This is a genomic window from Roseibacillus persicicus (assembly GCF_014651675.1).
Taxonomy (GTDB): domain Bacteria; phylum Verrucomicrobiota; class Verrucomicrobiia; order Verrucomicrobiales; family Akkermansiaceae; genus Roseibacillus; species Roseibacillus persicicus.
The window spans coordinates 464257-481199 of record NZ_BMXI01000001.1 but is presented as its reverse complement, the minus strand read 5'-3'; the positions used below and the strand labels follow the sequence as shown (position 1 = coordinate 481199).

Genomic DNA, 16943 nt, shown 5'->3' with positions numbered 1-16943 from the left:
CAGCAGCCAGCAAGGGTGAGCTGGTTCGACACCGCTACGGGGTCGACTAGGGAGTCCAACTCAGCGATGTTTTTTCTTCGGAGATGTTCCAAAGACGGCTGGCTGCTTCCCGGTCGAGGGCCAGAGGGTCGAGAGGGCATTTGTCGACGGGGCCGACCATCTGGGCTCGTTTGGTGGGTCCGTAGTAGCTTTCAGGTTCAACCGCTTGTTCGGTCGCACAGAGCACTTCGGGCCATGAGCCTTTCTCCGCAGACTGGGCAATGATCGGGGAGAGTAGGGACCAGACCAACTTGTTCAATGGGCTGGCGGTATCATTCAGGAGATTGGTTCGGGAGGCGCCGGGATGGCAGACTTGGACGATAACCTCTTTTCCCGTTGCCTGGACGCGGCGTTGCAGTTCGTAGGCGAACATCATTTGGGCAAGTTTACTCTGGGCGTAGGAATTCCAGGCGGTGTAGTTTTGGTCAAAATTGAGATCTTCGAATTGAATTCGTTTGAGACCCATTCGATAGCCGTTGCTGCCCACCACCACGATGCGCCCCTTCGACTGTTCAATACGAGTGAAGAGCAATCCGGTCAGGAGAAAGTGGCCGAAGTGATTGACCCCCAGTTGACTTTCGAACCCGTCCACGGTGAGCTCTTGCTTGGCGACCTGGGCGATGGCGGCGTTGCAAATGAGGGCGTCGATGCGGGGAATACTTTCCAAGACTCGAGCGGCGGTTTCCCGCACTGAATCCAAGCTGGCGAGATCCAAATGGAGAAACTTCACCTGAGCCTCTTTGCCGAATTCTTGTTGCAAGGTCGCGATGGCGGCGGCGGATTTTTTCGCATTGCGGTTGAGCATTACGACCTCCGCGCCTTTCGACAAAAGAACGCGAGTGGCCTCGAATCCTGCCCCTGAATTGGCACCGGTAATGAGGTAGGTTTTTCCGGAAAGGGAGTCCAATTGGTCGGGGGTCCACCCTTTGGGTCCAAACTGTTGTTTTGGTTTTTTGGTTTTCATTGGTCGTGTTGTCGAGAGAGGGAGGTCCTCGAATCGGAAGTCCGTCTCTTTTTTGTTGAGATGTATCATAGCTCTCGACAAGGGAGGGAACTAGGGGTGTTTGTTTCGAAAACATGCCCATTTGTATCGATGGGGTTACTTTTCGCCTTCGTTGTGATAGTCTGGTTCCATGAGCAAAGAGCGAATTCGAGAAATCGTTGCGAGGAGAACCAGCGCCGACGGATTCGTCGAAACAGGGGTCGAGGGGGTGCAACTCTTTCGGCTGACTACTCCGCTTCATTGCGCCCCGGCAGTGTATGAGCCGTGTGTGGTTGCCATCGTGAGTGGTTCCAAAGAGGCTATCGTGGACAGTCAACGTTATCGCTATGACCAACAGAAGTATTTCTGCTGCACCCTGTCGATGCCGGTTGAGGCGGGAGCGCCGGAGGCCTCACCGAAGAATCCTCTGTTAGGAGTTTATCTCTCTCTTAATACGCGAGTCCTGACCGAGCTCACCATTGCGATGGGGAGTGTATCTGATGGTCGCCGAGGTAGTCAGGTTGGCTCCCAGCCTCCAGGGTTGGCGCTGGCGTCTTGGGACGAAAAATTTACCGATGCTCTACTTCGATTACTGGAGTTGGAGGGAAAGCAAGAGGAGGCTTCGGTGCTGGGGGAGGGACGTCTTCGTGAGCTCTACTATGCAATTCTAAAGGGAGAGGCGGGGGAGTCTCTGAGGCATTCCTTTGGGGTCGGGAATGAGGTCGGGCGAGCCATTCACCACTTGTCGTCTCGCCTGAGCGAAGTGGTCACGATTGAAGAGTTGGCGGCGCGGGCGGGAATGAGCCGGGCTGTTTTTCACCGCAAATTCAAACAGGCTACCGCGATGTCGCCCATTCAGTTTGTGAAGTCCATGCGACTGAACAAGGCCGCCATGAGGATCGCCCAGGGGATGACTGTGAACGAAGCTGCCCAAGAAGTCGGCTATCAAAGTTCTTCCCAATTCAGCCGCGACTTCAAAAAACGATATGGGCAGTCTCCCAAGATTTGGAGCCAGTCCAACCCGGGAGCGGTAGGGGGATTGGTGCTCGAGAAATGAAGGAGGCCAACGAGAGTTCCTGTTTCCAATAAACAATGCAATGGTGGTAAATAATCTTCCGAGGGGTAAAAGGTTCTCCAATTTCAGTTTTGGCTGTCTTTTGATGAGGCTTCCGCCTTTGATTTCTCGAAATGAACAACACCGCGCGCACCCTGTTAGTCATTGGCTACGTGTGGCCGGAGCCGAATTCGTCGGCGGCAGGGGGCCATCTGCTGAGCTTGATGCGCTTGTTTCAATCCAATGGGTGGCAGATTCATTTTGCCAGTCCGGCTGCGCGGGGGGAGCATGAGTGTGACTTGACTGAGGAGGGGATTTCTTCTTCCGAGATTGCGCTGAATTGCAGCTCGTTTGATACTTTTGTTGCCGAGTTGAATCCGACCGCCGTCTTGTTCGACCGCTTCATGATGGAGGAACAGTTCGGCTGGCGAGTGGAGCAAGCCTGTCCCGCCGCTCTGCGCATCCTCGACATGGAGGACTTTCACAGTCTGCGGCAAGCTCGTCATGAGGCAGTGAAGAAGGGTCAAAACTATCGAGAGGCCGACCTCTTTACCGAGAAAGCCCAACGGGAGGTGGCGGCAATTTTTCGCTGTGATTTGAGTTTGGTGATTTCGGAATTTGAGAGAGACCTATTGGTTTCGAGCTATCAGGTTCCGGAAGAACTTCTGGTCTGGTGCCCGTTCCTGTTGGAACCATTTACGGGAAGAACTCCGGCCTACAGCGAACGGGAGCATCTGATCTCGATAGGGAACTTTCGCCATGCTCCCAATTGGGATGCGGTCTTGTGGTTGAAGCGCGAGATTTGGCCGAAGATTCGTAGGGAACTTTCCGAGGTCGAGCTCCATGTCTACGGAGCCTATCCACCGCCGAAAGCCATGCAGCTTCATCAGCCGCGGGAGGGATTTTTAATCAAGGGGTGGGCGGAAGACTCGCGCGCAGTGATGGCTCGCGCCCGTTTGTGTGTGGCCCCTCTGCGGTTCGGGGCGGGGTTGAAAGGGAAGCTCACCGAGGCGATGCTCTGCGGAACCCCAAGTGTGACCACGCCGGTCGGGGCGGAAGGAATTCAGGGGTCGCTCCCTTGGCCCGGAGCGTTAGCCGAAGAACCGAAAGAGTTCGCGAGGCAAGTTGTCGCACTCTATCGCGATGAGCGCGAATGGCAGCTGCGACAGACGTGCGGGTATGAGTTGTTAGAGCAGCGTTTTCACCGGGAAAAGATTGGTCGCAGAGTCCTCGAACAGGTCGAATCCTGCCTCCGCAACTTGCAGTCCCACCGCAGAAGAAACTTCATTGGTCAAATGCTGCAGCACCAGACGATGAAGGCGACCCAATATATGTCCCAATGGATTGAGGCTAAGAATCGGCAGAAATAGGTTGGGAAAATTTGGTGGGTCCCTTGTCTACGAGGCGGATTGAATTCTCTAGGAATTTTACACATCAGGCCATTCTGGAGACGTCACCCAAGGTGCCAGTTTAACCTTAAACTTCGCCAACTATGATTTCTCCCAAAAATACTCAACGGACTCTCTTGTTTGGTTTGCTAACTTATTCGTCCCTTGCGCTTTCGAACTCGCTTCCTGCGCAGGAGAGCGCATGGAAGAATGAAGAACGGATCGCCATCAGTGCCGATGGAAATCCCGATGCCGATCCTGATGACATTGGAGCCACCCCCTTCACTCTCGCGGTGCTCGCGAAAGCCGGTTTACAGGACAATCTCGTTCACTACGACTTCAACAACTTTATGGAATACAAGCCGATTCCACCGGAGAAGAATGAAATGTGGCGGGGAGCGATGGGTGGTCAGGCTCGTTGGGGTTTTGATCGGGAAGACTTCTTTGATGTGTCCCAGGACCCAGCTGCAGCGGTAGAAAATCTGACCCGGGAAATCGATCGGTCCACCGCGGATGATCCTCTCTATATTATTGAAGCTGGACCCGCTGATCTGATTTACCGCGCTCTGAAAGCTGCGGATGAGAGAGCGCGCGAGCACGTTACCCTGGTCTCTCATAGTGGATATAATGATTTTTATCGGCCGCGGCCTTGGCTTCGTAATCTGGAAGATATTCGGTCTCTGGTTCCGAATCTCAACTATATCAAAATTCCCGATCAGAATGCCGGACTGCGGACGCACAAGGACTATGAGCCATGGAATTGGCTGCGTGATCATGAGGATCCCAATCTCAAGTGGGTTTACGAGCGGATGCGCAAGGGTCTCCCCGATGTCTCGGATTCAGGGATGATTTGCTGGTTGATTGGATTGAGCGGTGAGGACCAGAAAATCTCCATTCCCGAGCTGGTCAGTTGGTTCGGTTCCGATCCCATTCCGGCGAATGGAGGCAGTTCCGATGCACCGTCCGCACCTCCTGCTGTCACTCCTGAAATCAACTATCCCGTCACTGAAAGTATCTTTGAGGAAGTTGATGGGAAGCTGGTCATCGAGGCTGAGAGTGTTGAGCCCACCGGCGACTGGGTCCTCGACACCACCGAGGAGGGCTACACTGGAAAGGGTTATCTTCGCTATATGCCTGATTACATTCACGCGATCACCAGCCAGACCCGTGGCGTGCTGACATATAAGCTACGCATCACTACTCCCGGAACCTATCGTCTTGCTCTCAAGCATTCGCACAAAGGCGCTCCCGAGAGAGACAAATGGAACGACTGCTGGACCCTGATAGGAATTGATCCTCATCCTTGGGGTAGCGTGCGCAAGACCTACCACTCCGTCACACGGGAGCAGTTCGAGAGCGGAGTCGGCTTCACCTACAGCACGACCCATAACAATTATGGACCCGTTGCCCACGCTGATGGTGAGTTCTCCAAGCCGAGCTATGAGTTGAAAGCCGGAGACCAATATTTTTTCATCATGGGACGTTCTGGAGGCTATCGTCTCGACAAGATTCACCTCTTTAAGGAGGGAGTGGAAGGGTTTGGCGACGACTCACAGCCAATGACTCCAATTCTTTCCGGAGACTCTTGAGCGAGAAGTTCTTGGAAAAAGGAGAAATTCTTTCTGAGTAATCAGACGGACCGGGGGGGATGCCCTATACACTTCGAGCCCAAGGGCTCGAGAAGACGTTCTAGTCGTTTTTGGAAAATAACCGGCTATCGTCCTTTTTCTGGCAGGTGAACTGCTGGAGGGCCTGCAGATGAAGAAGAGAGGAAAGCGGCTGTCATCGCGGCCTTTGGGCTCCGTTGTGCCGGGGTACCGCGAAGCCATGCGGTGGCGCCTGGGTTCCCTATTGCTGTTATTTCTCTGGCTGATTCCATCTGGCTCTGTTGCCCAGTCCATTGAGCTGAGGAGCTCGGATCTGAGGCAGGAAGTTGACATGATGGGTGGGGATATGGAGCGAAGCTCGGGGGCCATTCAGAATACCCAAAACAAAGCGGAGATCCTGAAGTGGGGCTTTGGCGACATCAATTTTAATGTTTGCCGGGTTCAATACGACAAGAAGCAGGAGCTGGCAGAGGGGGTGAAGAACTGGGCTTTCTATGAAAAGCAGGTGACTACGATGAGGGAGATACGGGCGATCAATCCGGATATTCTGTTCTTTGCTACCTTACGCTCAGACTACGATGGTTATGGGAACGACAACAATCTGCCGGACTGGATCTGCAACTATAATACCAAGGCAATTGAGGTTGCGAAATACGGTGTTTTTCTGGCGGACTATGTTGAGTATATGGAGCAGCAGGGCGTTCCCATCGCAATGATGTCGGTTGCCAAGGAGTGGACCACTTTTGTGAATGCGACGGTTTCGGCAGGTGTGATTACAAAGCTAAAAAGCGAACTGGATGCCCGTGGTGTTGCCATGCCCCTGATCTCGGATCAGGGGTTTTGGAGCACGGCGCAGGGCAACAAGTATCTGGACGACGTTGCCAGCTTGGGCACGGAGGACCTGTATTGGTCCTTTTGCAATCACAACTATGGAACGAGCGATCATTCTCTTTGGCACGGAATCAATGCTAAGGCGCTCGCGTTGGGCAAAGTGCTTTACAATGATGAGAGCAGCCATGGTGGGGGAGGGCCTACCTCAGGGGTGGAACGTCCAATTACCACTCCCATTGCGGCATATGTCGAGCGCTGCCATATGTATGAAGCGGGGGTGAAGGGGGAGATTTTCTTTGAGATTTGGTCTCGGGGTCTCAACAACGAAACTCGCCCCATCTATTGTCCATGGGGAGGAACAGGACGGAAGATGCGGGCCTATTACATCATGAAGCATTTCGCGAATCATGTGGTCGATAGTTGTTATTTTCCCTCGGAGGCCAGCGACATGCCGGGTGTTCATACAATGGCGTTTCGTAAGAACGATCAGGTGGTCTTGTGGGTTATCAATGAAGGGGATGCCGGCCATTCCTCCGTTTCTGTCAACTTGGACTCTTCTTTGAGCGGTTTGGAAATCGACGAAACCGTCTGGACTGAGGAGGGAGACCTCGAGGGAGTATGTGAAACCATCATTGGGTCAGGAACCGGCTTTCAGGTGGATATCGCGGCGCAGAGCATCAGTTGTTTTCTCTTTGATATCGAAGCTCAAGAAGCACGCAAGCTTCCCTACTACGAGGGATTCGAGAGTGGCTTTGGAGAATGGAAGCAGGTCCAGGATGATGACTTTGACTGGTCACGAAATGTCTTTGCGACTGGCACCTCGGGGAGTGGCCCGAGCAGTGCTTCTCAAGGGGACTGGTATCTCTATGCGGAGGGGCATAACGCCAATGCTCCGGACTACGAGGCGCTCTTGGAGAAGCGTTTTGATTTGAGTGATGTTTCGGGTGCCGAGCTGAGATTCGACTACCATATGTGTGGGGCTTATATCGACCACTTGGCGGTGGATGTCTATGACGGGGCCGAATGGGTGGAAGGCGTTTGGATTAGAGAGGGTGCTCAGCAAGCCATGAGCGAGGACCCCTGGCATAGAGCCATAGTTGATCTTTCGGACTATGCCGGGCTGTCGGAGGTGACCGTTCGCTTTCGGACGAAGAAGAGCGTTTGGCATGCATCCGATGTGGCGGTAGACAATATTCTCTTCGCCGAGCCTCCGCAGACTTTGCCATATGCCGAGAGCTTTGAAAATGGCCTGGGAGGGTGGGCCCAGTCAGCTGAAGATGATATCGATTGGAGTCACCATACGGGAGGAACCGCAACGACCAATACGGGGCCGAGTGGTTCATCCGATGGCGACTGGTATCTCTACGTCGAAAATCATTCCAATGGAGCCTACTACAAGTCGGCTTCTGTGGAGGGGAGGTTCGATTTGAGCACAGCGGTGCACCCGGAGCTGACCTTCGACTACCACATGTTTGGCCCCTACATCGACTTCTTGTCCGTGGATGTTCACTCCGGTTCTGAGTGGCATTTGGATGTATGGAAAAAGTCAGGGCAACAGCAATCCAGCAATGAGGATGACTGGGCGACCGCCCGGGTTGGGCTTTCTGCCTTTGCCGGAAACGATCTCGTGACAATTCGTTTCCGTTCCAAGCAACGCCAATGGCATGCCGCCGATACTGCGATTGACGCGATACAGCTTGTCGATACGGCCACGCCATACGAACTCTGGGCCGAGGCCAGCTTCGGGAGTGAGAGGGAAAGTGTCGATTGGTCTGAAATGGGCAATCCTGATGGAGATCACTTTACCAACCTCGAGGAGTGGGCGTTGGTCCTTGACCCGATGGCTTCCGATTCACCTGAGATGGCGTTCTCTGCCCAAGGAGAGCTCTTCACCGTAAATTATGTCCGTCGGGTTGGTAGCGGTCTCCGGGTGCGGGCTACCTGGTCGTCGTCGCTAGGCAGCGGCACTTGGAAGGGGCATGGCGATGGCTTCGTTGAATCTTCGCAGGGAGTTGAGGGAGATGTGGAATTCATGTCCGCGTCTGTGCCTTTGGAAAGTGGGCGGAAGTTTATCCGGATCGAAGTGGACTAGAAGGCAGGTCCTGCCATCTCCGACATACTCTATGTGCTCGTGCCAGCAGGACGAAGCGGTCGCCCGCTTGTTAGATCTCAGCAATCTTGCCAAGCTCTTTTTGAGCGACCTCTAGCGCCGTAGTTGGTTGGTCGTCCACGATGAGCTCGTCCACCCGTAGCCATTGGTTCGGGGTCATGTAGACCAGACTGCCTGCCAGGTTGTAAGGCGTATTGAGTTTAAAGTTCCGCGAGGTCGTGGGTTCGTCGATAGCGGTGCAGGACGCGACCGGAAACCGGGTGCCATTGAGCACGAGGTAGAACTTGTTCGGCTTCACCACGCACCGGTTGACCAAGAGCTGGGCGGTCTGTCGGAAGTCGAGCTCAAAGTCCTTTTCATGCGGGACGTAGTTGTAGGTGTATTCGCTCTTGTCCTGGGGGATACGGGGGACACTGTCGGTTTCGATATCGTCTAACAGCTGTTTGACGATCGCCTCATCATTTTTCCAGATGCGATCATAGAGGGTGTCCACGGTGTCGCCATTTTTCACCGGCACGTAGGACTTGTAGGCAATCTCTCCAGTGTCGAGGCCAGAGTCCATGAAGTGCACACACATCCCGGATTGCTTGTCGCCATACCAAATGGTCCAAAAGCCGGGATGCCGGCCGCAATGGCGGGGAAGAAGAGAGGTATGGAAGTTCACCACGCCCATTGGAGCGATTTGGAGAAACTCGTCCGGCAGGAAAAACTGATAACCGATCACCACCACGATGTCCGGTTTCCATGCGCGCACCTGATCCATCACGCCGGCCCCTTTTGGCTTGCCGCAGATGATGGGGATGTCGCGTTCTTCCGCTACTTCATGGATCGCCTTGCTGGAGCTGCCGCCAGAAGTGGTGGTGGTGATGCCTTCGGTCGGAGATTCCAAGATGCCCACGATATTCGCATCATTCTTCACAAAGTATTCCATGTGAATCGAGGTGAGTTCCCAAGTTCGGGTGCCGATGATGACGATGCGTTTAGTTCTCATGTGTTGGGTGTTGGTGGTGGGGCTTCAGCGGTATCTATGGTAGAGCGCGTTTCTACTTGGCAAAAAATGAGTCACTGGCGCGGAGAAACCAAGGGAAATATAAATGGGGCAGGATGGCAGACCATTGGTCCTGAGACCTTTTCCGCAGAACTTTGACTGAATCTTTCGGGCGGGGGAGCGCAGGCGTTCGGGAGCTATCGCAATGGCTCAGTGATTCGAGTAAAACGAACCCGTGTAGCTGGGCGCATGGGTGTCGATGCGGGCGACCCCTTTCGCCTTCGTGCCCTTCTTGCCTTCCTGCGAGACTTTGACTTCACCGGATTCAATCAGTGCTTGCACAGCAGGGCGCTCGGCAGCTTTCCAATTGATCTGACCTGACTTGCCTGGTCCCAGAAAAAGCCTCTTTCCAGCTGGAAGGGGAACGCTGAGGGGCTTTTTGGTGAGATTGGTGATTTCCATAACAAGGGAAGGCAGCAATACGAAACTGAGATGGGCTTTAGGTCAAGGCTCACTCGGTTTGGTTTTCAAAAGGAAACGCGAACGATGAAGCGACTCAAATGAGCGATTTTTCCAGAATTCTTGTTGGAAGGAAGTCTGTGGAGATTTGAATAGGTCTTTGTGTGTTTTTGATATTTTGGGCGGAAATGAGAGATGGTGGGTTCCTGCTCTTCGACTCAGGATGACGTCACCGAGCGGGCGCAAGGCCTGATATTTACTCGTTTTCCATTCGCGCGGACATCGTTATTAGGCCGAGAGCTAGAGCGAAGCAGAACTTCCCTGAGAATCGCTTTTTTTGTGGTTTTACCTATCATTTGTAGATTTAGCTGAAACGATTCTACGTGGCTTTCCGTAACCCGCCTGCAGAATCAGCCGCCTTTTTCCCACACGCATTACTGTCTAGCCATGAGCCGCAACCCATTCGCCAATTTCAACGGCATCCGCCATTTCCTGCCAGCGTTCGAAATTTTCAATTTCTCAGCGATGAATCTCTTAGTGAAGACGGCTCCTGTTTCTTTCTTTTGCCTCTGCGCTTTCCTTCCATTGACGCACCTCGCCGCCGACGAGAATCCAGCGATATCGTTGTTCGATGGGGAGAGTCTGAAGGGGTGGCAGTTCGGACAAGATGAACAAGGGGTTTGGAAAGTTGAAAACGGGGTTCTTGTTGGGGAGAGCTCGCAGGAGGGAAGGTCCACTCATCCCTATTTGTTTAGCGAAAAGGAGTATGACCACTTTGAGTTTCGCTGTCAGTTCCGGCTGACGCGGGATCCGGGTTCGGAGGCGCTTGATAGTGGTATTCAGTTTCGTTCGGAGAGTTTGGATGGGCGACCCAAGGGATACCAGGCCGACCTCGGAGGTTCCGCAGGCTGGGGAGGGATCGTGGAAGAGCAAGGGCGCGGGCAATTGGCGGAGGCGAACCCAAATCAGAAGGCCGGCCTTCTCAAGGAAGACGATTGGAACGAATATGTCATCCGTGCCAACGGGCCCCGGATCCAAGTCTTTCTCAATGGTCTGGAGACTGTAAATTTTTTGGAGACGGAACCTGCAATTCCGTATCGAGGATACCTTGCGCTAGAACTACCCCGTGGAGGAAAAGGGAGGATTGAGTTCAAGAGGATGACTCTTCGAATTCTGGATGGAGGGCTGGATCCTAAGGATACCAAAGCCTGGTGGGCTGATAAGGCAAGAGTAGCATACGAACAACTCAACGTATCAAATACTCCGCAGAATCCTGAGGAGCAACTGAGGTCCTTCGAGTTGCCGGATGGTTTTGTTGCCGAACTAGTCGCTCAAGAGAGTGAGGGAATTGGGAAATTCGTGGCGATAGACTTTGATCACAAGGGGCGAATGTGGACGATGACTGCACTGAACTATCCGGTGGATGCAAATCGGGAAAAAGCGAAAGCAGAGAACCTGTTTCAAGAGGGAGGAACGGACAAGTTGCTCGTCTTCGATACTCCCACGGCTTCCGGTCTGCAGACCCCTCGGGTATTCGCTGACGGTTTGGCTATTCCTTTGGGAGTTCTCCCATACAAGGATGGAGCTATCGCCCAGTATGGAACAGAGATTCGTTACTATCGGGACACTGATGGAGATGGAAAGGCCGACAGGCACGAGGTCTTGTTGGAAGGGTTTGGGACCCAGGATTCTCACCTCTTTCCGCATCAGTTCACCCGCGGTCCGGGGGGATGGATGTATCTCAATCAGGGGCTGGGAAACTACTCCCAGGTTCGGCGTCCCAATGGCGATGTCTTCGCCAATGGTGAAGAGTCAGTTAGGATGGACCGTTGCCGCATCGCCCGGATGCAGCTGGATGGCAGTGATTTCCAAGTGACTACCACCGGACCGAATAATGTCTGGGGAATTGTCGCTGGACGCGATGGCGAGTGGTTCATCCAGGAAGCCAACGACAAAGGGTATCCGGTAGCCAAATATGATTTTGGAGTCTATTTGGATACCGGTGGAACGTCGAAGCTACAACCCTACCAACCGATCCTCCCTCCCATTTTCGACAAAGCAATTATGGGCGGGACCGGGTTGAGTGGTCTGGTTCTCGCAGAGGATTTTGCGAGTCCCTTCGCGCGGAAAGGGGTGAAGACCTTCTACCTCGCGAATCCTCTCACCAGTCGGATTCAGGTGGTGACTGCCGAACCTCTCGGAAACAATCGTTTCAAGTGGCAAAAGGAAGAGGATTTCCTAATTGCAGGGGACAAGTGGTTCCGTCCAGTTGGTATCAAGTTCGGTCCCGATGGCGCCCTCTACATCGTTGATTGGTACAATAAGATCATCTCGCACGGAGAGGTCCCTCAAAACCATCCCGAGCGGGACAAAGTGCGCGGGCGCATCTGGCGTATTCGTCATCGTGATCAGTCTCATGCAGCGGCACCGAATCTGGCTCAGGCTGCCAGCGGGAAACTTTTTGACTATCTGCGAAGTGGCAACGCCCTCATTCAGCGCCAGAGTTGGATGGAGATGATCGACCGTCAGGCCACCGAACTTGTTCCCCAGTTGAAAGGTTTGACGGTGGATGCAAATGAGCGCCTTGATGTTCGTTTGGCCGCGCTCTGGGCTTTGGAAGGCTTGCAAGGGATTGACTCCGAATTGCTTTTCGCTTTGGCTTTCGATCGCGAGCCTAACCTCAGGGCTGAGGTTGTGCGCATTGCGGGTCGGAAGGGCGACGCCCCTACTTTTTCCGAGATTGCCAAAGCTGCTGCAGTCGATTCCGCTGTTCGCGTTCGCTCGGCATTAGGTGAAGCACTTGTTAGCCGAGAAGAGGTGGACCCTGAAGCCATGTATTCCGCGGCGCTTCTCGGCAAAGAGGCCCTCGTGAATGGAGATCGCCTTTCGGTCTACGAACGTGAGTTCGAACGCTTTCTTGCCCGTTGGGCGATGGAGAAAAATGCCGAAATCACTGCAGCAATGCTCGGTGATGCCGAGGACCTGCCTACTGAAAACCGTCTTCTCGCCATGCAATCACTCCAGCCAGCGCAGGCCGCTAGAGCCTTTTTGCCTTTGGCCGCCAAACTGGAGCGCGACCTCACTGCGACGGAGCTCTCCTTGCTCACGAGCGAGCTCCACCAGCCCGAAGTGCTCGCAGGATTCGAGGCTATCTTGAGCAACCCTGTCCGGCAGAAGGGACTCTTGTCCGCATTCTCCCGCGTTGAACCCCAACCTGGAAATCACACTCTAACAGAGCTGTTGGGCGAGGCCTCCCGGCAACTGATTGCACGTGAGAATAGCCCATCGAATCAGAGGGTTGTGATGAAAATGGCTCAACGTCATCGGCTCGAGCTTCTCCGGGAAGACGTTGGAGGCTGGTTATTGGCAAGCGATGATGCCCAGATGATCATTGCAGGACTTCGTTGCCTGCGAGAGCTGGGACCGGTGGATTCCGAGGTCGCCCTGAAGCTAGTTGAAAGTGAGAACAATGCGGTGCAGCAAGAGGCTGTCGTCGCCCTCTCAACCGCTCCGGGTGCCGAGACGATTACAGAGCTTGCCGAACGCTGGGAGCTTCTCAGCGCAACCGGAAAGCAGGCAGCAATAGATGGGTTGATCAACTCCAGTGAGAAGGCTGAAGCTTTCGCCAGCTCGGTTTTGGCTGGAGATTTCGAGGGCATTGATAGCGGGTCCATCGAGAAGCTGATTATCGCTCTTGGGGAGCATCCGAATGCAAAGAAGCTCCTCAAGAAACTCGGGGACAAGGTGCCGATGGTCGTGCGTTTGAGCGGAGGGGCAGTTGATACCAACTTTACACTGAAAGGCCCGTTCACTATCGAAGGTTGGATCCGCTGTGCGGGAAAGCCGGGGCCCCACGAGAAAGTCTTTTCGAGTCAAAATGGCGAGGTTTCTTTCAAGAACGGCAAGCTCGCCCTTTCGGGGAAGGGAAAGAAAGACGCAAACCTCGTCGTTGCCAAGATTGCGAATACTCCTGAGCAATGGACGCACTTCGCCATCACTCGGGATGAAAAGGGCATCCATCGAATTTTTCTCGATGGAGTTCTGAACGCAACAGGGAAGAAGCCATATCAGGCCGAGTTGACCGACCTCGAACTTGGGCTTCGTAAGGATAGCAGCGCCCTAGTGGACTTGATGGAATTTCGGGTATGGAACAAGGCGCTGGATGAAAAAGTGATCCACGATGGGATGAAGGTGAGTTATGCTGAGGGGCGCCTCCCAGATGGGCTGACCAAGCGTATCAGCGGAGATCTCCCCGGGCTCTCTTTGTCAGGTCGAGCGCAGGTCGCTCCATCCAGCAGTGCTCCCGCCCTTATGACGAGGGCAGAAGCAGCCCGCGTTGCGGAGACCTTTCAGAAATACCAGTCCATGGTTCAAGCTGGTGGCGATGTCGAGTCGGGCAAGGTGATGTTTCAGCAAGCGTGTAGTGCCTGCCACATGGTCAATCGGGTTGGGGGCAATATAGGGCCAGACCTGAGCGGAGCAGGTGCGATGGGGGATACTTCGCTTTTGCGCAATATTCTAACCCCCAATGCTTCTCTGGAGGCCAGCTACAATCGCCATGATCTCAAACTGCGTGATGGGAGTTTTATAAGTGGATTTCTGGCAGAGGAAGATGACGAGAAGGTGACTATTCGTCTCATCGGAGCCGACGATCGGGTGATCGCTCGGTCAGAGATTCAGTCCCATGCGGTTTCCAAGCGTTCCCTGATGCCCGAAGGGCTTCTTCTCGGGATGGAGGACCAGCAAGTGGCCGATCTCTTTGAGTACTTGAGAACCTTAAAATAGAGAATGAACGTGTTCCGGCTTGGCCTCTTTGGTCGAGGGTGAGGGGGGAAAGTGTGGCTCAAAGTTGGGCGAAATTGCGGGTGAGATTTTGGTGAGCCTTTTCTTGCAAGAGTGGTTCCTGTCCCTTGACTCCCGGCTTTTCCAGGGAAGAAGCCGCGGGTAAGAGGTCGAACAAGCCCTGCCTGATTCCATCGTCGGAAACAATACTCTGAGTCCGCAAGACTGCCGCCTGACGAACTCCCGCTATCACTTTCTTGACCTGATGCAGAGCGTGGGTCTGATGGATGAAGGCGTCTCCAGCTTTCAGGTTTGCCTGTCGCATCCCCCGGGGGACTCGACCCCCAATTCACCTCCTTGATAGCTATCAGGGTCATCCGGAAAGAGAGTCATCAGTATGAAATCCGCAGCTCTTCCCCTCGCAATGCCGATTGATGAGAAGGTTGCTGTTCGTCGTCTGTTTCATTGAACTCGGAAGAACCATTGGAAAAGTTGAGGAAAAGGGGCAAACGGATTTGTGTGAATTCTAACAGGAAGGACTGGGAGACTTTCCCTCAACTGGAGTGAACTTCTCTATTCCTGGGAGTCTTCGTTCGCGAGCGCGCTGGCCCAGACGGCGTCTAACAGGGCTTGGGTTCGTTCGCTCTTGGTTTCCCAATTTTTCCGCAAGGAGGGGTCGTGGACTTGGGCGGCGAAGTCTTCGAACATGAGCGCGGCATCGGGACGGTCGGCTTCGACTTTAACCGTTTCCTTCCCAGACTTGTTCGTTCTCGCGGAGTGCGTGTAGCTGGCGGAATTGTCGCGGTCGTGGCCAAGGAAGTTGGGGATATCGAGGCTGCCTTGGTTTCCGACAATCCGTGCTTCGTTTCGTGACTCGCCGGCATCGAAGGAGCAGCTGAAGGTAGAGCTGGAACCGTCGCTGAAGACCAGAAGACCGGTGCTGCCGATGACGGCTTGGGTCTCGGGTTCGCGTCGAATAATGGCAGAGACGGACTGCAGTTCGGCCGTGGGGTCGAGGTAGTCGACGATGGCTCGCATGTTATACCAACCGGCATCACCCAATGCCCCCATGGGCTCGAGCTCGGTGCTCATCCGGATGTTGGTCTTGTCCCCGATTCGGAACTGAAAGATAGAGTCGAGGGTGCGTCGCTTGCCGACCAGCGTGTCGATCTCCTTCTGGAGTTGGAGAGTGCGGGGATGGTGGGAGAAGTGGGTCCCGTCCATGAAGGCGACGTTGTTCTCGCGGCAGGCTGCGATGATCCGTTGGGTGGCAGGGAGGCTGGGGAGAGGTTTCTCGCAGAGGACGTGCTTGCCGGCCTTGGCCGCGGCGATGGAGATTTCTTCTTTCACCGAGGTCGGGGTCGCGACATAGATGGCGTCGATTCCGTCCCATTGGCACATCTCGGCCCACGAGTCGAAGGCCTTGGAAGCTTCGTATTTGGCGGCAAAGGCTTCGGCCTTTTCGAGGGTTCGGCTGGAGCTGGCAGTCAAGACCGCGTTGGGAGAGTCTTTCGTGGCGCGGGCCATCTGATTGGCGATCGAACCCGTGCCGACAAAACCCCAGCGGATGGGTTGAGGCTCTTTCTCTTCTTCTTGAGCACTGATGCCCGAGGTTCCGAGGAGAAGGATGGCTGCTGACCCTAGGCCAAAGGTGTTGAGGACGCTTCGGCGGGAGATCTTGAGGAGCGATTGCGTGGATGGATGGGTTGTCGACTTCATGGCCTAGTCTCCTTCGTATCGAGAATTGGTGTTTCTTTCAAGGAATCAGATAAAAGACGCGGGAGCCGAAGCGGTTGTTAGGCTCTCAAGAGCGGAGGAGCTCGCGGCGGTATTCGCTGGGCGAGAGACCGGTGGCTTGGCGGAATTGTCGGCTGAATGCGGCCTGGTCGTAGAAGCCGCATTCGACTGCGATTTCCGAGAGCGGTTTCGAACTTTCCCTCAGGCTGTCGGCTGCGGCTTCCACGCGAGCCTTGGTAAGCAGTTGTCGGGGAGTGAGGCCGGTGAGGCTGCGGACCCGTCGGGTGAATTGGCTGCCGGAGAGCCCCGCCTCGTCGGCGAGTTCGGCAATGCGCAGTCCCTCCGAGCTCAAGCTGCGGATGGCGTTGAGGGCCTGGCCGAGGGGGCCAAGGTCGCGGCTCTTTTCGACGGGGGAGTCGAGGTCCTGTGAGATTCCGGCCAGGGCAATGACCTTTCCTTCCGAGCGGATGGCAATCTTCTGGGTGATGAACCAACCAATCCGACCATCCGCTAGCGTGCTCATTTCCATCCGGTCCCGCACGGAAACGCCGGTCGAAAAAATCTCTTCATCCTGTTGCTCGTATCCTGCGGCGAGGAGGGCGGGAAAGAGTTCGGAAGCAGAACGGCCCAGCAATTGCGCGCGATGTTGCAATCCGGTGCGGACGACGAAGGCGGGGTTCGCCGCGATGTAACGGCCTTCCCGATCTTTGATACAAAACCGAACGTCGTTGATGAGTTCGAAGAGTGACTCGCAGACTTCCAAGCCTGGCACGGCTTCGAAAACGGCTTTGCGCAAACGGTTGTTTAGCGTGCTCAATTTCTCAGGTGGCATTTCGCATCACAGTGTTCGCGAAAGTTTGAGAAAGTCACGAAATTTGTATTTTTCACGCATGAATACGAAAGGTTCTCGCCACGACAGCTTCTACGCCTTCTGTCATTTTCTTTCAACGTGAGCACTCCTCCCAT

Annotated in this window: 11 protein-coding genes; 5 read left to right on the top strand and 6 right to left on the bottom strand. The window is 54.5% G+C overall.

Annotation, left to right across the window (positions count from 1 at the left end; genetic code table 11):
- Window positions 1-46: 46 nt before the first annotated feature.
- Window positions 47-1003: an SDR family oxidoreductase gene (locus IE099_RS01795; protein WP_189566802.1), complete on the bottom strand. Its 957-nt coding sequence runs from the start codon at window positions 1001-1003 to the stop codon at window positions 47-49.
- A gap of 169 nt (window positions 1004-1172) precedes the next feature.
- Here IE099_RS01795 and IE099_RS01790 point away from each other — a divergent pair, with 169 nt between their 5' ends.
- The 4 genes from IE099_RS01790 (at window position 1173) to IE099_RS01775 (ending at window position 7993) form a co-directional block, all read left to right on the top strand.
- Window positions 1173-2078 carry an AraC family transcriptional regulator gene (locus tag IE099_RS01790; protein WP_189566801.1) on the top strand — a complete coding sequence of 302 codons (906 nt, stop codon included), beginning with the start codon at window positions 1173-1175 and terminating at the stop codon, window positions 2076-2078.
- A 131-nt stretch (window positions 2079-2209) separates the two neighbouring features.
- On the top strand, window positions 2210-3445 hold the full coding sequence (locus IE099_RS01785) for a glycosyltransferase (protein WP_189566799.1): 1236 nt from the start codon (window positions 2210-2212) through the stop codon (window positions 3443-3445).
- Window positions 3446-3567: 122 nt separating this feature from the next.
- Window positions 3568-5052, top strand: coding sequence for a hypothetical protein (locus IE099_RS01780; RefSeq protein WP_229809340.1), 1485 nt, complete (start codon window positions 3568-3570; stop codon window positions 5050-5052).
- A 169-nt stretch (window positions 5053-5221) separates the two neighbouring features.
- Window positions 5222-7993, top strand: a complete 2772-nt coding sequence (locus tag IE099_RS01775) for a hypothetical protein (protein ID WP_189566797.1) — start codon at window positions 5222-5224, stop codon at window positions 7991-7993.
- A 70-nt stretch (window positions 7994-8063) separates the two neighbouring features.
- On the opposite strand, the gene IE099_RS01770 is transcribed toward IE099_RS01775, so the two are convergent.
- Both IE099_RS01770 and IE099_RS01765 read right to left on the bottom strand, forming a co-directional pair.
- Window positions 8064-9002 carry a methionyl-tRNA formyltransferase gene (locus IE099_RS01770; RefSeq protein ID WP_189566795.1) on the bottom strand — a complete coding sequence of 313 codons (939 nt, stop codon included), beginning with the start codon at window positions 9000-9002 and terminating at the stop codon, window positions 8064-8066.
- Between the two features lie 207 nt (window positions 9003-9209).
- Window positions 9210-9461: a hypothetical protein gene (locus IE099_RS01765; protein WP_189566793.1), complete on the bottom strand. Its 252-nt coding sequence runs from the start codon at window positions 9459-9461 to the stop codon at window positions 9210-9212.
- A gap of 522 nt (window positions 9462-9983) precedes the next feature.
- Between IE099_RS01765 and IE099_RS01760 the strand changes: the two genes are divergently transcribed.
- The gene (locus IE099_RS01760; RefSeq protein ID WP_189566791.1) at window positions 9984-14243 is read left to right on the top strand and encodes a DUF7133 domain-containing protein; all 4260 of its coding nucleotides are present in this window, start codon (window positions 9984-9986) and stop codon (window positions 14241-14243) included.
- A gap of 58 nt (window positions 14244-14301) precedes the next feature.
- Here the strand turns inward: IE099_RS01760 and IE099_RS01755 are convergent, their stop codons facing one another.
- The 3 genes from IE099_RS01755 to IE099_RS01745 all read right to left on the bottom strand — a co-directional run bounded on the left by IE099_RS01755 (window position 14302) and on the right by IE099_RS01745 (window position 16773).
- Window positions 14302-14565 carry a 2OG-Fe(II) oxygenase family protein gene (locus IE099_RS01755; RefSeq protein ID WP_189566789.1) on the bottom strand — a complete coding sequence of 88 codons (264 nt, stop codon included), beginning with the start codon at window positions 14563-14565 and terminating at the stop codon, window positions 14302-14304.
- A 248-nt stretch (window positions 14566-14813) separates the two neighbouring features.
- Entirely contained in the window at window positions 14814-15959 is a 1146-nt protein-coding gene (locus tag IE099_RS01750) for a Gfo/Idh/MocA family protein (protein ID WP_189566787.1), read from the bottom strand.
- Window positions 15960-16044: 85 nt separating this feature from the next.
- A complete protein-coding gene (locus IE099_RS01745; protein WP_229809339.1) occupies window positions 16045-16773 on the bottom strand; it encodes a helix-turn-helix domain-containing protein in 729 nt (242 codons plus the stop codon).
- Between the last annotated feature and the right edge of the window lie 170 nt (window positions 16774-16943).

What these genes read in the sequence shown, in the direction of transcription:
- IE099_RS01795 (WP_189566802.1), bottom strand. Translation starts at nt 1,003, where the DNA reads ATGAAAACCAAAAAACCAAAACAACAGTTTGGACCCAAAGGGTGGACC.
- IE099_RS01790 (WP_189566801.1), top strand. Translation starts at nt 1,173, where the DNA reads ATGAGCAAAGAGCGAATTCGAGAAATCGTTGCGAGGAGAACCAGCGCC.
- IE099_RS01785 (WP_189566799.1), top strand. Translation starts at nt 2,210, where the DNA reads ATGAACAACACCGCGCGCACCCTGTTAGTCATTGGCTACGTGTGGCCG.
- IE099_RS01780 (WP_229809340.1), top strand. Translation starts at nt 3,568, where the DNA reads ATGATTTCTCCCAAAAATACTCAACGGACTCTCTTGTTTGGTTTGCTA.
- IE099_RS01775 (WP_189566797.1), top strand. Translation starts at nt 5,222, where the DNA reads ATGAAGAAGAGAGGAAAGCGGCTGTCATCGCGGCCTTTGGGCTCCGTT.
- IE099_RS01770 (WP_189566795.1), bottom strand. Translation starts at nt 9,002, where the DNA reads ATGAGAACTAAACGCATCGTCATCATCGGCACCCGAACTTGGGAACTC.
- IE099_RS01765 (WP_189566793.1), bottom strand. Translation starts at nt 9,461, where the DNA reads ATGGAAATCACCAATCTCACCAAAAAGCCCCTCAGCGTTCCCCTTCCA.
- IE099_RS01760 (WP_189566791.1), top strand. Translation starts at nt 9,984, where the DNA reads ATGAATCTCTTAGTGAAGACGGCTCCTGTTTCTTTCTTTTGCCTCTGC.
- IE099_RS01755 (WP_189566789.1), bottom strand. Translation starts at nt 14,565, where the DNA reads ATGCGACAGGCAAACCTGAAAGCTGGAGACGCCTTCATCCATCAGACC.
- IE099_RS01750 (WP_189566787.1), bottom strand. Translation starts at nt 15,959, where the DNA reads ATGAAGTCGACAACCCATCCATCCACGCAATCGCTCCTCAAGATCTCC.